Origin of the sequence: Kineosporia sp. R_H_3 (assembly GCF_002198675.1) — a bacterium.
Lineage (GTDB): Bacteria > Actinomycetota > Actinomycetes > Actinomycetales > Kineosporiaceae > R-H-3.
Genome location: NZ_MWLL01000216.1, coordinates 1 through 15,363, shown reverse-complemented (window position 1 = coordinate 15,363; position 15,363 = coordinate 1). Strand labels below are relative to the sequence as shown.

8 protein-coding genes and 1 pseudogene are annotated in these 15,363 nt (G+C 77.2%); 5 read left to right on the top strand and 4 right to left on the bottom strand.

The window, feature by feature from the left end:
• The first annotated feature begins 262 nt into the window (after positions 1 to 262).
• Positions 263 to 1,105, top strand: coding sequence for a GNAT family N-acetyltransferase (locus tag ECOMGDLI_RS34930; RefSeq protein WP_158221176.1), 843 nt, complete (start codon positions 263 to 265; stop codon positions 1,103 to 1,105).
• A gap of 100 nt (positions 1,106 to 1,205) precedes the next feature.
• Positions 1,206 to 3,914, top strand: coding sequence for a DNA polymerase I (gene polA / locus ECOMGDLI_RS27130; protein ID WP_233153650.1), 2,709 nt, complete (start codon positions 1,206 to 1,208; stop codon positions 3,912 to 3,914).
• A gap of 10 nt (positions 3,915 to 3,924) precedes the next feature.
• Here the strand turns inward: polA and ECOMGDLI_RS27125 are convergent, their stop codons facing one another.
• The gene (locus ECOMGDLI_RS27125) at positions 3,925 to 5,199 is read right to left on the bottom strand and encodes a lipopolysaccharide biosynthesis protein (protein WP_143447971.1); all 1,275 of its coding nucleotides are present in this window, start codon (positions 5,197 to 5,199) and stop codon (positions 3,925 to 3,927) included.
• A gap of 107 nt (positions 5,200 to 5,306) precedes the next feature.
• On the opposite strand from ECOMGDLI_RS27125, the gene ECOMGDLI_RS27120 reads away from it, so the two are divergent.
• Positions 5,307 to 7,133 carry a hypothetical protein gene (locus ECOMGDLI_RS27120; RefSeq protein ID WP_088319958.1) on the top strand — a complete coding sequence of 609 codons (1,827 nt, stop codon included), beginning with the start codon at positions 5,307 to 5,309 and terminating at the stop codon, positions 7,131 to 7,133.
• Between the two features lie 30 nt (positions 7,134 to 7,163).
• Here ECOMGDLI_RS27120 and ECOMGDLI_RS27115 read toward each other — a convergent pair whose 3' ends face one another.
• Positions 7,164 to 8,603, bottom strand: a complete 1,440-nt coding sequence (locus tag ECOMGDLI_RS27115) for a glycosyltransferase family 4 protein (RefSeq protein WP_198955220.1) — start codon at positions 8,601 to 8,603, stop codon at positions 7,164 to 7,166.
• A 175-nt stretch (positions 8,604 to 8,778) separates the two neighbouring features.
• Between ECOMGDLI_RS27115 and ECOMGDLI_RS27110 the strand changes: the two genes are divergently transcribed.
• Both ECOMGDLI_RS27110 and ECOMGDLI_RS36115 read left to right on the top strand, forming a co-directional pair.
• Positions 8,779 to 9,537 carry a bifunctional 2-polyprenyl-6-hydroxyphenol methylase/3-demethylubiquinol 3-O-methyltransferase UbiG gene (locus ECOMGDLI_RS27110; RefSeq protein WP_088319956.1) on the top strand — a complete coding sequence of 253 codons (759 nt, stop codon included), beginning with the start codon at positions 8,779 to 8,781 and terminating at the stop codon, positions 9,535 to 9,537.
• Positions 9,534 to 11,549: pseudogene (locus ECOMGDLI_RS36115) on the top strand (alpha-(1->3)-arabinofuranosyltransferase family protein); the annotation flags it as partial. The gene ECOMGDLI_RS27110 and the pseudogene ECOMGDLI_RS36115, both read left to right, overlap by 4 nt.
• A 2,055-nt stretch (positions 11,550 to 13,604) precedes the next feature.
• Here the strand turns inward: ECOMGDLI_RS36115 and ECOMGDLI_RS36110 are convergent.
• Both ECOMGDLI_RS36110 and ECOMGDLI_RS34925 read right to left on the bottom strand, forming a co-directional pair.
• Positions 13,605 to 14,825 (bottom strand): acyltransferase, encoded by a 1,221-nt coding sequence (locus ECOMGDLI_RS36110; protein WP_158221175.1) that lies wholly within the window; start codon positions 14,823 to 14,825, stop codon positions 13,605 to 13,607.
• On the bottom strand, positions 14,822 to 15,363 hold a 542-nt coding region (locus ECOMGDLI_RS34925), incomplete at its 5' end, for a hypothetical protein (RefSeq protein WP_158221174.1). The genes ECOMGDLI_RS36110 and ECOMGDLI_RS34925, both read right to left, overlap by 4 nt.

Genomic DNA, 15,363 nt, shown 5'->3' with positions numbered 1-15,363 from the left:
TCGTCGCGTCGGTGCGGACCGTCAGCGACCGGTCACCCGATCGGAGCAGTGCCGGCCGCGAATCGTGACTCAGCGTGATGATGGGTGCCCGGGTGCGACGACGCCCTCCGACCGGGGGAGCCCGTCCGGGGGTGCTTCTGACCGGTTCTGCAGAACGCTTCCGGACCGGTGGCGTGACGCTCTACGCTCAGCAGGGTCGTCCGGGGGAAGGTTCAGTGCCATCGCTGTCCGTAAGGGCCAGCACGAGGTCGAGGAGGCACGCGTGACCCGCGCACCCGTGGACGTACGCCGGGCCGGCGTCGAAGACCTCGACGACCTGCTCCTGCTCTGGGGCCAGGCCCGGGACGAGGTCACGGGGACGACCCGCGCCGTCGCCGGCACCGCCCCCGACCACCTCCGGCCGCGTCTGCGCGAGGCGCTCCAGGGGGACGACGTCCACGTCCTCGTAGCCCGAATCGACGGCGCCGCCGTCGGCTACGCGCTCCTGCGGGTCGCCCCGGTCTTCGCGATCACCGAGGGGCCGTGCCTGCACATCGAGCACCTCTTCGTGACCCCGGACGCCCGCCGCCGGGGAGTCGCGAAGGGGCTGCTGTCGGGGGTCGCCTCCGTCGCCGAGCGGGCCGGTGCCGACCAGGTCCTCACGAGCGTCGCCCCCGCGGCGCGCGACACGCACCGCTTCCTCGCTCGGCTCGGGTTCAGCCCCTTCGTCGTCCGCCGTGTCGCGTCGACGGCCGTGCTGCGCCGCAAGCTCGCGGGCGAGTCCCGCCGGGGCACCCTGGACGACCTGCTCTCCCGCCGCCGTTCGCTGCGCGGGAAGGCCTCCTGGTCGTCCGCCCGGGCGTCGGCCAAGCAGGACGAGGCGGCCGCGGCCGCCGTCCGGGCGGGGCTGCCGCACCCGGCCGGCCCGGACGCCGCGGACCTCGGCCTCGCCGACCCGTGCCCCACCGCCCGCCTCGACCTCGACGCGATCTCGGTGCACGACACGCACGACACGCTCGAGATGCCCGTCGTCACGGCCGACCTCGCGGACGCCCTCGAGCGCTCGTCCGAGGCCGGGCTGCGCTCGGTGTCGCTCGTCGAGAACGCGACGACGCAGCCCGCCTGACCCGCTCCGGGGCGCCCCGGCAGCCACGTGGGAGCGACCCGGGGGCCGACCGTGCGCCGGTCGTCCCGGGTTGACGGTGGCGCGGCATAGGGTGACCTGCGTGAGCCCGAAGACCGGCGCGCCCGAGCGCCACCGCCTGCTGCTCGTCGACGGCCACTCGATGGCCTACCGCGCCTTCTTCGCCCTGCCCGTGGAGAACTTCTCCACGTCGACGGGGCAGGTCACGAACGCCGTCTACGGCTTCACGTCGATGCTCATCAACGTGCTGCGCGACGAGCAGCCGGACCATGTCGCCGTCGCGTTCGACGTCTCCCGCAAGACCTTCCGCAGCGAGCAGTACGCCGAGTACAAGGCGAACCGCAGCGCGTCCCCGGCCGAGTTCTCCGGGCAGGTCGCGCTCATCAAGGAGGTCCTCGCCGCGCTCCGGGTGCCCACCCTGGAGAAGGAGGGGTACGAGGCGGACGACATCATCGCGACCCTCACCAAGGAGGCGCGGCGGCAGGACTTCGAGGTCCTCATCAGCACCGGTGACCGGGACTCGCTCCAGCTCGTCGAGGACCACGTCACCGTGCTCTACCCGGTGCGCGGCGTCAGCGAGCTCATCCGGATGACGCCCGACGTCGTCGAGGAGCGGTACGGCGTCCGCCCCGAGCGCTACCCGGACGTCGCGGCGCTCGTCGGCGAGAGCAGCGACAACCTCCCGGGGATCCCCGGGGTCGGCAACAAGACCGCGGCGAAGTGGCTCACGACGTACGGCGACCTCGACGGCATCGTCGCGCACGCCCCCGAGATCAAGGGCAAGGCGGGGGAGAGCCTGCGGGCGCACCTCGACGGGGTGCTGCGCAACCGGCGGCTCAACCGGCTCGTCGACGACCTCGAGCTCACGCTGCACGTCGACGACCTCGCGGTGCAGGCGTGGGACCGCGAGGAGGTGCACCAGGTCTTCGACGGCCTGGAGTTCCGGGTGCTCCGGGAGCGGCTGTTCTCGACGCTGGCGACCCCCGAACCGGAGGCGGAGGGCGGTTTCGACGTCGACACCGAGCGGCTCGACGGGGCGGGCGTCGAGGCGTGGCTCGAGGCGCACGCCCGGGGCACGGTGGGCGTCGCCGTCGTGGGCCACTGGGCCCAGGGCCGGGGCGACGCCCGCGGGGTGGCGCTGGCCGCGTCGGACGGGGCCGCGGGCTACGTCGACCTCGTCGACGCCGACGCCCGGGCCCAGTCCGCGCTGGCCGCGTGGCTCGCGGACCCGGCCGCCCCCAAGGCCTTCCACGACGTCAAGGGTCCGCTCGTGGCGCTCGCGTCCCGCGGTCTGCCCCTGCGCGGCGTCGTCAGCGACACCGCCCTCGCCGAGTACCTGTGCCGGCCCGACCAACGCCTGTTCGACCTGTCCGACCTCGTGCTGCGGCACCTCGGGCGCGAGCTGCGCGCCGAGGTCGGCGCGCCGGCGGAGGAGCCCGCCCAGCTCACCCTCGACATGGAGGAGGCGCCGGGCGGCCCCGACGAGGCCGAGACCGCGATGGTGCGGGCCCGCGCCGTCCTCGAGCTCGCCGAGAAGCTCGGCGCGGAGCTGCTCGACAAGGGCGGGCTCGCGCTCCTCGACGGTGTCGAGCTCCCCCTCGTCGACGTCCTCGCCCGGATGGAGCAGGCCGGCATCGCGGTCGACACCCAGGGCCTGGCCGACCTCGAGGCGTACTTCGCGGCCGAGGTGCAGGCCGCCGCGAAGGAGGCCTTCACCCACATCGACGGCGAGATCAACCTCGGCTCCCCGAAGCAGCTCCAGGTCGTGCTCTTCGAGCAGCTCGGGATGCCCAAGACGAAGAAGACGAAGACGGGCTGGACGACGGACGCCGAGGCCCTCGCGGACCTCTACGCCAAGACCGAGCACCCCTTCCTGCTCCACCTGCTCCGGCACCGGGACGCGTCGAAGCTGCGGGTCACCGTCGAGGGGCTCATCCGGTCGGTCGCGGACGACGGCCGGATCCACACGACGTACCAGCAGAACATCGCGGCGACCGGGCGGCTGTCGAGCACCGACCCGAACCTGCAGAACATCCCGATCCGCACCGACGAGGGCCGGCGCATCCGCGAGACCTTCGTCGTCGGCGCCGGCTACGAGTGCCTGCTCACCGCGGACTACTCGCAGATCGAGATGCGGATCATGGCGCACCTGTCCAAGGACGAGGGCCTCATCGAGGCCTTCCTCACGGGGGAGGACCTGCACCGCTTCGTCGGCTCCCGGGTCTTCTCGGTCGAGCCGGCCGACGTCACGCCGGCGATGCGCAGCAAGATCAAGGCGATGTCGTACGGGCTGGCGTACGGCCTGTCCGCGTTCGGCCTGTCCCGACAGCTGGCGATCCCGCCGGCCGAGGCGCGCACGCTCATGGAGGACTACTTCGACCGCTTCGGCGGCGTCCGCGACTACCTCCAGAGCATCGTCGCCGAGGCCCGCCGGACGGGGTACACCGAGACGATCCTCGGCCGCCGCCGCTACCTGCCCGACCTCACGAGCGACAACCGGCAGCGCCGGGAGGCCGCCGAGCGGATGGCCCTCAACGCCCCGATCCAGGGGTCCGCGGCGGACATCATCAAGGTCGCCATGCTCCGGGTCGACGCCGCGCTGCGCGAGGCCGGTCTGACGACCCGGCTGCTCCTCCAGGTGCACGACGAGCTCGTGCTCGAGGTCGCCGCGGGGGAGCGCGAGGAGGTCGAGCGGCTCGTCCGGGCCGCGATGGGCGGCGCGGCCGAGCTGTCCGTGCCGCTCGAGGTCTCGGTCGGCGTGGGGCGCTCGTGGCACGAGGCGGGGCACTGACCGAGGCGGCTCAGCCGGCGGTCACCGCCGAGGCGCGGTCCGGGCCACGCCGGAACGCCGCCCGTTCGACGACGAGGCCGATCCCCACGAGCACGAGGGTCGCGGCCAGCGCCCGTGCCGCGACCCCGGCGACGGTCGGTGCGGGGTCGAGCAGCACCGCGACGGCGAGACCGGCGATGCACAGCCACGCGGCCGCGCCGATCGTCCGGTCGCCCACCGCCAGCCGCGCGTAGAGCAGCACCTGCGCGACGGCGAGCGCGCCGCCGAGCGCGGCGAACAGCCACAGGCTCGGGCCGAGCGGGCGGTAGGCGGAACCCGCGACGACCGTGACGAGCGGGCCGCCCAGGGCGAGCGTCACGAGGACCGCGCCGACCCCGACGGCGGTGCAGATGCCCACGGCGCCCACGACCGCCCGGGAGCGGCGGCCGGGCTGCGCCATCCGGGGGTAGAGCAGCGTGGACACGAACTGCGGGGCCCAGAAGGCCCCCTTGGCGAACAGCGCACCGACCGCGTAGGAGCCCGACGCGGCCGGGTCGAGCACGTGCCGTGCGAGCAGGAGGTCGACGTTCGCGAGCGTCAGCAGGCCGGCCGTCGTCACCGCGGCGCCGGCCAGCGGGCCGCGCAGCCGGCCGGCCGCGGCCCGCGCGGCAGGTGCGAGCACGTGCAGCGGTTCGCCGACGAGGCGCAGCGCGACGAGCGCCGCGACGGCGGTCCCGGCGGCGACGAACCCCATGAGCGCGGTCACCCCGGCGCCGGTGACCGCCTCGACGGCCCCGCCGAGCGGGCGGGCGGCCGCCGCGAGGACGAGCACGGCCGAGAGCGCGAGGAACCGCTCCCGGCCCTGGAGCAGCCCCTGCGCGGCGAAGACGACGGTCGCCGGGAGCAGCCAGGCCCCGACGAGGAGTGCCGCCCAGGGCCCGTCGAGGCGCAGGAACCGCTCGAGCGCCGGAGCGGCGACGGCGACGAGGACGCAGAGCAGGAGCCCGGTCTCCACGGCGACCCGGACCGCGGCCCCGGGCGGGACCGCCTCGACCTGCGGGACGCCGTCCGGCGTCGGGGCCGGTGCGCCCGCGACGGCACGCGCGACGACGAGCTGCAGCGCGACCGCGGGGACCATGCCGATGACCGCGAGGTTGAGGAGCGCGCCGGCCGCGCCGAGGTCCTGGGCGGACAGGGACCGGGTGAGCAGCAGGACGAGCACGTAGCCGAGGAGGTTCGCGACCGTCGTCGCCGCCGCGAGGACGACCGCGGAGCGGGTCAGGGAGGCTGCCCGGTGCGACGTCACCGCCGCACCGTAGTCGGCTCGCGACCCACGGCGCAGGCGGGCCCGGGCCCGGTCGCCCGGCCGGGCCATACTGACGCCGTGCACCAGCGACCCGTGGCCCGCCCCGCATGAGCCGGTGGGTGCCCTCGGGGCCGGCGACGGGGGAGGTCGTGGCCGCGGCGGTCGTCGGGGCCGTGGTGCTCGGCCCGGCCCTGCGCCCCGGGTACCTGCTCCGCTACGACCTCGTGTCGGTCCCCGGGCCCGTGCTCGGCGACGACGCGCTGGGGGTGGGGGACCGGCTGCCGCGCGCGGTCCCCTGGGACGCCGTCGTCGCCGTCCTCGCCCGGGTCCTGCCCGACGCGCTCGTCACCCAGCTGCTCACCCTGCTCGCGCTCACGGCGGCCGGTGCCGGCGCCGCCCGGCTGGCTCGGGCCGCCGGGCCCGGCCGGTGGATCGCCCTGCTCGTCGCGGTCTGGAACCCGTTCGTCCTCGAGCAGCTCGCCATCGGGCACGTCCCGCACCTGCTCGGCTATGCGGCGGTGCCCTGGGTCGCCGTCGGCGCCCACGGCCTGGTGGCCGGCCGGGCCGGGGCCTGGCCGACGCTGGCGGGGGCCTGCGTCGCGGGCTCGGTCACGCCGGGCGGCGGGCTGCTGTGCGTCGGGACGGCCGTGGCCGTCGTGGTCGCCGGGGTCTGCGCGGGCGCCCTGCACCGGGCGCCCGGCCGGACCGGTGCGGCGGCCGCTCTCACCGCCGTCCTCACGGCCCTGGTCACCCAGCTGCCCTGGGTCGTCGCCGGCCGGCTGCACCCGGCACTCGCCGCCCCACCGGCGGAGGCGGTCGACGCCTTCGCCACCCGGGCCGAGACCGCCGCGGGTGTCGTCGTCGACGTGCTCGGTCTCGGCGGGCTGTGGGCGCCCGGGCCGCTGCCGGCCAGCCGGACGACGTGGCTGGCGCTCGGGTCGACGGTCGTCCTCCTCGGCCTCGCGGCCGCCGGGCTGCCGGGCCTGCTCCGGGAGGTACGGCGGGACCCGGCGCGCGGTCGCGGGCCGCTCGTCGTGGCGGGTGCCGCCCTCGTGGCGGTGGGCTACCTCGTCGCCCTGCTGCCGCACCTGCCCGGCGGCCGGGACGTGCTGCTGCTGCTCGCACAGGGCGTCCCCGGCGGGGGGCTGCTGCGCGACGGGCACCGCTGGCTGGCCTGGCCGGCCCTCGGGGTCGCCGTCCTGGCCGGCTTCGGCGCCGCGGCCCTCGCGGGCGCCGCCGGACGGCGCAGCCGCGGGGCCGTACCGGCGGTCCCGGTGCTCGTCCTCGTCGCCTCGGCCGTCGTGGCGGTGGCCCCCGACCTCGCGCTCGGGCTCGGCGGCCGGCTGGTCCCGGTGACCTACCCCCGCGACTGGGCGCGGGTCCGGGCGGCGCTGGACGCCGCGGACCCGGTCGCAGGGCCGGACCGGGTGCTCGTGCTGCCCTGGCAGCCGTTCCGCCGCTTCGCCTGGTCCGGCCCCGCGCCGGTCCTCGACCCGGCGCCGCGGATGCTGCCCAGGCCCGCCCTCGTCGACGACGCGCTGAGCGTGCGCGGCGTCCGGCTGCCCGCGGAGGGGGCCGGTGCCCGTGCCGTCACCGCCGACCTCGCGGACGGCGTGCTCACCGCCGACGAGCTGGCCCGGCTCGGCGTCGGCTGGGTGCTCGTGGAGCGCGGCACCCCGGGCCGGCTGCCCGTGCTGCCGGCCGCCCCGCTCGTGCGGGCCGTCGTCGACGGGCCGGACGCACTGCTGCTCCAGGTGGCCGTGGACGGGGCCGGCACGTCGTCCGGCGCCGCCCCGGCCGTGCCCGCCGCGGCGACCGACGGACGGCGACGCACCGTGACGGCGGCGCACCTGCTCTACGGGCTCGTCGGCCTCCTGGCAGCGGGCGGTCACCTCCGGCGGGGTGCGCGTGCCGCGGCCTCCCGGAAGCGGTGACCGGCTGCTACTCTCCGCGGGACGCAGAAGTCACCCCGCTCGCTTGGAGGAACCATGAGCCGCGCTTCCCGTGACCGAGGCGGGGTCGGCACGTCGTTCGTCGTGACCCTGCTCGTGGCCCTCGCCGGTGGTGGCGCCGCAGTCGCCGTGACCGGCGCGCTCGTCACCAGCCAGGCGCCCGACCTGCCCACCGACACCATCGCCCCCGCGGCCGGCTCCGTCGGCGACGGCCCCTCCGAGGAGATCCTGAACTACGGGGAGTAGGACCAGGGCCGGCCCGGGGAAGCCACCCGCGGCCACGCCCTCGTCCGCGTCGGCCACCGGCGCCAGGCCGTCCGCCGCCCGGCGCAGCAACCGCTCCATCGCGGTCGTCGCCGCGCGCCACGTGAAGCGCGCGGCGTGGCCGCGCGCCACCTCGCCGAGGCTCTCCCGCAGGGCGGCGTCCCGCAGGAGCCGGTCCGTCGCGGCCACCATCGCGTCGAGGTCGTCGACGAGGAGCCCGGTGCGCCCGTCGAGCACCGACTCCGACAGGCCGCCGGCGCCGTGGTACGCGACCGTCGGCACGCCGTGCTGCGCCGCCTCGACGACCATGAGCCCCCAGCCCTCCTTGAGCGAGGGCGCGAGCATCACGGTGGCGCCGGCGAGGACGGCGTCCTTCTCCGCCTCGCTGACGAAGCCCAGGAAGTCCACCGCGTCCTCGACGCCGAGCCGGTGCGCCTCGGCCGCGAGCCGCTCGTGCCACCAGCCCTCACCGACGACCCGCAGGCGCAGCCCGGGGTGACGCGGCCGCAGCCGCGCCACGACCTCGAGGGCGTGCTCGACCCGCTTGTGCGGCACGAGGCGGCCGAGGACGACGAGCGTGGGACCGGCGTCCGGCGACGCGCCGCGGTCCGCCGGAGCCGCCGCGACCGGGGCGGGCAGCGGGTCCACCCCGTTGTGCACGACCGCCACGGCCGCGCTGTCGACCCCCAGGCCGGTCAGCTCGGAGCGGGAGACCTGGGAGACGGTGACGTACTGCTGCCCGCGCAGCGCCCGGGGAGCCAGCCAGGACTCGACCCACCACCCGACGCGGGCGGCCACCGGCCCGAGGGCGACCGGCCACTGCTCGCGGTGCACGTGGTGCACGAGGACGACGACGGGGCAGCCGGCGGTGAGGCGGGCGAAGAACGGGACGCCGTTCTGCACCTCGAGGACGACCTGCGGTCCGCGGCCGCGCAGCCGGTCCGCGAGCAGGCCGAGCAGCGCCCGCGGGTAGACGCCGAGGCGCCCGCCGGCCCGGACCAGCGTGAAGCCGTCCCGCTCCTCGCGGCGGGCCGCACCGGCCGGCCGCGCGCACCGGACGACGACCTCGCAGCCGTCGGCGGCGAGCCCGGCGGCGATCCGCTCGACGTAGCGCTCGGAGCCTCCGCCCTCGGGATGGGTCGTGTCGCGCCAGTTGAGGACCGTCACGCGCAGCGGCCAGGAAGACACCGTCGGCTCCAAGGCTGGTTACAGGTGGTCGACGACGTCCGTGCGCGGCGGCCCCGACGCGGGGTGGGCCCGCGGCGCCGTGACGGTTCGTGACCACCGGGGGTGGTGGCGGCCACCCTAGGGACTAGGGCGTCGTTTTTGCTACCCACGGGTAGCGGTTCGCTATGTTGCAGGCGTGCCGGTCGACGTCGATCCCGCCCTGCTGCCCGAGAGCGGCCTGCGGCGGTCCGTAGCCCTGCTGCGGGCCTTCCGGCTCGAGCAGAGCCGACCCGACGTCTTCTACTCCACCCTGGCGGTCGACACGGTGCGGCAGGTCAGCCGGTACACCGCGCTCGACGGGGCCACCGTCGTCGACGTCGGCGGCGGCCCGGGCTGGTTCGCCGACGCCTTCCGGGCCGCCGGCGCGCGGTACGCCGGCATCGACCCGGACGCCGGCGAGCTCACCGCCCGGGGCGGGGCCCCCGAGGGCTTCCTCCGGGCGAGCGGGCTCGCCCTGCCGCTCGCCGACGGCAGCCTCGACGTCTGCATGTCGAGCAACGTCCTCGAGCACGTGCCGGACCCGGAGCGGATGGCGGGGGAGATGCTCCGCGTCGTCCGGCCCGGCGGCCTCGTGTGGCTGTCCTGGACGACGTGGCTGTCCCCGTGGGGCGGCCACGAGACCTCGCCGTGGCACTACCTCGGCGGCCGGCGGGCCGCCGACCGCTACGAGCGCCTCCACGGACGCCGTCCGAAGAACGACTTCGGCCGCAGCCTGTTCGCCGTCTCCGCCGGGCGGATGTCCCGCTGGGCCCGCGAGGTCTCCGGCTCCGGGGCGGGCGAGGTGCTCGACGTCCGTGCGCGCTACCACCCCGACTGGGCGGCCTGGGTGGCCCGGGTCCCCGCGGCCCGCGAGGTCGTCAGCTGGAACGTCGTCGTCGTGGTCCGACGGCGATGACGGCCCTGACGCGCGACCCCGCCCAGGTCGTGCGTCGGGTCGGCGGCGGTGCGGCCCTGGTCGCTGCCGCCTTCGTCCAGGCGCCCGGCCGGCTCTCGCCGGACACCAAGCTCGACCTGCTCGTCGACCCCGTCGCGTTCCTCGCCCGGGCATGGACGCTGTGGGAGCCGCAAGGAGCCTTCGGTCAGCTGCAGAACCAGGCGTACGGCTACTTCCTCCCGATGGGGCCGTTCTTCGCCCTCGGGCACCTGTCCGGGATCCCGGCCTGGGTCACCCAGCGGGCCTGGTGGGCGCTGCTCCTGCTCGTCGCCTACACCGGGTTCCTGGCCCTGGCCGACCGGCTGCGGATCGGCACCCCGGGCACCCGGATCCTCGCGGCGCTCGCCTTCGCCCTGAGCCCCCGGGCCGTCACCGAGCTCGGCGGGATCAGCGCCGAGCTGTGGCCGACGGCGGTCGCCCCGTGGGTCCTCGTCCCGCTCGTCGCCGCCCGCGCGGGCGGGGAGCGGCGTGCTGCGGCCCGATCGGCGGTGGCGGTCGCGTGCGCGGGGGGCGTCAACGCGGTCGCCGTGGGCGCCGCGCTGCCGCTCGCCGTCGTGTGGCTCGTCACCGGCGCCGCCGGCCGGGTGCGGCGCCGGGTCGCGACCTGGTGGGCCCTGCTCGTCCCGGCGGCCATCGCCTGGTGGGTCGTGCCGCTCGTCCTGCTCGGCCGGTACAGCCCGCCGTTCCTCGACTGGATCGAGTCGTCCTCGACGACGACGTCCGTCGCCTCGCTGCCGCAGGCGCTGCGCGGGACGACGCACTGGGTGGCCTGGCTGCGCGGCTCGCTCACGGTCTGGCCGGCCGGCGGCGAGCTGGTGTCCTCCGGCCTGCTCGTGGCCCTCGGCTGGGCGGCGGTCCTCCTCGGGCTGGCGGCCCTGCTCATGCGTTCGACGCCGCACCGGGCGTTCCTCGTCGGCGGTGTCGTCGTCGGGGTCGCGCTCCTCACCGTCGGGCACGTCGGCGCGGCGACGCCGCCGTGGGCCGGTGCGGTCCGGGACCTCCTCGACGGCCCGGGCGCGCCGCTGCGCAACACCCACAAGTTCGACGTCGTCGTCCGGCTGCCGCTCATGCTCGCCCTCGCGCACGCGGTGGCCGCGATCCGGCTCCCGGTCCTGGCGTCCGCGCCCTGGGCCCGGCACGGCGTCCGGTTCGTCGCCGTGTGCGCGGTCGCCGGGACGGCGGTCCCGGCGCTCGCTGCCGGGCTGCCGGCCCGTGGCACGTTCACGGAGGTGCCGCCGTACTGGTCGCAGGCAGCCCGGTGGCTCGCGACCAACGACGACGGCGGCCGCACCCTCGTCGTCCCGGGGGCACCCTTCGCGACCAGCCTGTGGGGCGACCCGCGGGACGAGCCGCTGCAGGCCCTCGCCCGGACGCCCTGGGCGGTGCGCAACGTCGTCCCGCTGTCGTCGGCCGGCAACATCCGGATGCTCACGACCGTCGAGCAGCAGCTCTCGACCGGCCGCGGCTCACCGGGACTGGCCGCCTACCTGGCCCGGGCCGGCGTGACCCGGCTGCTCGTGCGGGCCGACCTCGCGGGCGTGCCCGGTTCGACGCCGCGCGCGGTCACCGTGCGCTCTGCGCTCTCCGGCTCGCCGGGACTCGTCGCCCGCGCCCGGTTCGGGCCGCCGGTCGGCGGTGCCCGGGTCGGGGACGCGGTCGTCGACGACGGCCTCGACGTCACGGTGCCGGCGCTCGAGGTGTGGCAGGTCGAGGCGCCGACGGCCCGGGCGCAGGTCTGGGACGCGGGCTCCGTCGTCCGTGTGGCGGGCGGGCCGGAGAACCTGCTCGCGCTCGACGACGCGGGGCTGCTTGACGGGCGCCCCGTCGTCCTCGACGGGGACCCGGAGGCGGCCGGCCTGCGGGTCGCGACGGGCGGCGGGGGAGCCCCGCTGGTCGTCACCGACGGCCCGCAGCGCCGGGAGGCCACCTTCTCGGCCGTGCGGGACGTGTGGTCGGCACCGCTCACCGCGACCGCGCCCTGGTCGGCACGGCGCGCGGCGCACGACTGGACCGTCTTCGACGGGCCGCACGTCGTCGCCCGGTACGCGGGCGTCGCCGACGTCACCGCGTCGAGCTCGGCGGGGGCGGCCGCGTCGCCGTGGGCGCTGCTCGACGACGACCCGCTCACGCAGTGGCGGACGGCGGTCCTCGCCCGCGGCACCCCGTGGTGGCAGGTCAGGTTCACCGCCTCCCGGCTCGCACCGGCGACGGTCACGGTCACCCCGGCCGCGCGGTCCGGCGTCACGGCCGTCGACGTCGTCACCGAGACCGGCCGCCGCCGGACCTCGATGTCGCCGGACGGCGGCCCCGCCCGCGAGGTGGAGGTCCCGCCGGGCCCGACCCGGTGGCTGCGCATCGAGCTCACCGGCCGGCGTCCGGCCCTCGTGCCCGAGCAGCCGGGCCTCGGGGCCGTGACGATCCCCGGGGCGGCACCCGCGCGCCCGCTGCGGCTGCCCGCGGTCACGGACCCGCCGACCGACGTCGTCCTGCGGACCGCACGCGACGGCGCCGACGGGTGCGTGCTCCTCGGGGACAGGCCGCTGTGCGGGTCGACGCTCGCCCGCCCCGGCGAGGAGGACCTGCGGCTGGACCGGGTCGTCCCGCTGCCGGCCGGCGGCTACCGGGTCGGCGCGCAGGTCCGCCCGCGGCCCTCGCAGGCCTGGGACGCCCAGCTGCGCCCGCTCGGGGACCCGCTCGTGGCGACGGCCTCGAGCCGTCGCTCGGAGGAGGCGGCCGAGCGTCCGCAGGCCGCCGTGGACCGTGACCTGGGGTCCGGGTGGGTCGCGTCGGCCCTCGACCCCGCGCCCGCGCTCACCCTCGAGTGGTCGGGCCGGCGCGCCGTCAGCGCGTTCCAGCTCCAGACCGACGCCGCGCTCGCGGTCTCCCGGGCCGCCCGGGTCACGGTGACCGTGGGCGGGCGGTCCCGGTCCGCCGCCGTCGGCACCGACGGGTGGGTCAGGTTCCCGGCGATGACCGGGACGTCCCTGACCCTCACCGTCACCGAGCGGCGGGTGCAGCGGGGCGTCGACCCGGACCGCGGCGTCGTCGAGCTGCCGTTCGGCGTCAGCGAGGTCGTCGTCCCGGCGCTGGACGACCTGCGCCGTCCCCTCGACCTCGACGCGCGCACCGGGGTCGCCTGCGGCTTCGGTCCCGACCTCGTCGTCGGCGACGTCACCGTGCCGACCCGGGTCGAGGGCACCGTCCGGGACCTGCTCGAACGGCGCGCGATGGCCGCCGTCCCCTGCGGACGCGGCCGGTCCGCCGGCACGGGCCGGGACGCCGCGGCCCGGGTCTCCGTGCCGGGCGGGGACCTGCGCGTCACCGTCGCCGCGACCCCGCTGTGGTGGCCCGAGTCGGTCCGGCTGCGTGGCGCCGAAGGGCTGCCCGCGGCCACGCCCCGTCCCGTCACCGTGCAGCGCTGGGACGCCGAGCACCGCACCCTCGCCGTGCCGGCCGCGGCGACGGCCCGCCTCCTCGTCGTCCACGAGAACGCCAACCCGGGCTGGCGGGCGACCGTCGCCGGACGCCCGTTGACGAACGTCCGGGTGGACGGCTGGCAGCAGGGCTGGGTCCTCCCCGCGGGGCCGGCGGGCACCGTCGAGCTCACGTTCGCCCCGGGAACCGGCTACCGGCTCGCGCTCGTGCTCGGCGGGGTGCTGCTGCTCGGCGTGGCGGCGCTCGCCGCCCCCCGGCGTCGACGGCGGGCCGCGACGGGAGACGTGCTGGTGCCGGACGCCGCGCCGGCCCCCGTCCGGGCCAGGATGTCACGGCCCGCTCTCGTGACTGCAGCCGTCGTGCTCGTCGTCGCGGGCGGCTGGTGGGCCGCGGCCGCGCTCTGCCTCGCGGGGCTCGTCGCCCGTCGCAGCCGGCGGGCCACCGTCGTGCTCGCGACGGCGGGTGCCCTCGTCGCGGCGGCGGTGTCGGTGGCCCGGGCCGGGACCGTGCCCGGGGACTCGTTCGCCGACGGGCTCTGCGCCGTGGCCCTGTGGTGCGCCCTCGGGTGCGCGGTGGTCCTCGCCGCGAGCGGGTCAGCGGACGACGTGGCGCAGCCGGCGCTGGAGCGGCCGCTCGACGAGGTGCCAGGACAGGGCGGACAGGGCGAGGGCCGGGACGGCCGTGGCGGCGAGCAGGGGCAGGAAGGGGATGTCGAACGTCCGCAGGTCGAACCTCTGGACGATCGCGATGAGCACGACCATGTGCCACAGGAAGAACCCGTAGCTGACGGTGCCGGCCCACACCAGAGGTCGTGACCGGGCGACGACCTGCCACCGTGCCGCCGGGTCGCCGAACACCGCGGGCACGAGGAGGACGAGTGCGAGCACGAGGTACAGCACGTGCTTCACGGCCGACTCGGCCGCCGTCGCCGGGCTGAGGTCGTACGGCCCGACGAGCCTCGTCGTGCACACCCAGTAGGTCGCGGCGGCCATCGCGAACCAGGCCCCGGGGGCGGCCGCCGCCTCACGCAGCCAACGCGGGCCGCCGTCGTCGCGGCGTTCGCGCAGCCAGGCCAGGCCCATGCCCGCCGCGAACCAGTCCAGGTAGCCGGGCAGCCAGTACAGCGGCGCGAGCCGCCCGGCGGGCGACGTCGCCCAGCCCAACCGCCAGGCGGTCGAGACGGCGACGAGGAGCACCACGACGGCGAGCACGCGCGGGGCGTCCCAACGGGTCCCGACCGACCGGCCGGACCTGCCGAGCCAGAGCACGGCCAGCAGGGGGAGCGCGACGTAGAACGAGATCTCCGTACCCAGGCTCCACGTGTGCGTGAACCCCGGCAGCAGCGGCCCCTCGTGGTAGACGGAGGTGAGCGTCCAGGCCCGGACCCAGTCCGCGGCGGGGCGCGCGGCGGCACCCGGCACCAGCAGGGCGAGGCCGGCCACGGCGAGCAGGTACGCCGGGAGGAGGCGCACGGCGCGCCGCCACAGGTACGGGGCCGCCCGCACCACCGGGGCCAGACCGCGCGCGGCGAGCACCCGCGGCCGCATGAGGAGGAAGCCGGACAGGACGAAGAAGACCGCGACACCCGCGTCCCCGCGGGCGAGCCAGCCGGCCCAGGGCCCCCGGGTGCCGGCCCCGCTCTCGAAGCCCACGTGGGTCAGCAGGACGAGGGCAGCGGCCGCCGCCCGGTACACCTCGAGGACGGGCAGGTCGTGCCCGGGCCGGGTGGGCGGCCGCCCGGCCGGGGCTCCGAGGGGGAGCGGTGCCGGCGAGTCGACCTCCGGTGCCGCACCGACGGCGGGGGTCGCGGTCACCGGGCACGCACCACGTCGGCGGCGACGACGCAGATCCCGGCGTCGGGGGTGGCGGGCCGCACGCGGACGGCGGCCGCCGTCCGCACCTGCGTGCCGACCGGGAGCAGCACGGTGTGCGGCCCCTCGTAGAGCACGTCGTCCGACCAGCGGCGCACCGCGACCGCCTGCCCGTCGGGCCCCTCGACGACGACCCGAAGTCGTGCGCTGCCGGTGACGAGCAGCTCCAGGCGGAGCTGCGCACCGACGGGCAGGGCGACCGGCGTGGTCATCGTGACGCGCGCGTCGGACGTGTCGCCCGGCTGGACCACGGCGGCGCACAGGGCCGTCCGGCCGGCGCCCCCGAGGCGGTCGAGCCGGGCCGTGACGAGCCGCTCACCGGTGTCGTCGAGCGACAGCACCGGGCCGTCGGCGTCGTGCACGAGGGCGTCCGGGCGCAGCAGGGTGACGATGTCGGTGTCGAGGGTGCCGGGTGCGCCGGACGACGCCGCGACCGGTGCCGGCACGGGGCGGGAGGTGATCCGGGGGAAGGGGGCCAGGT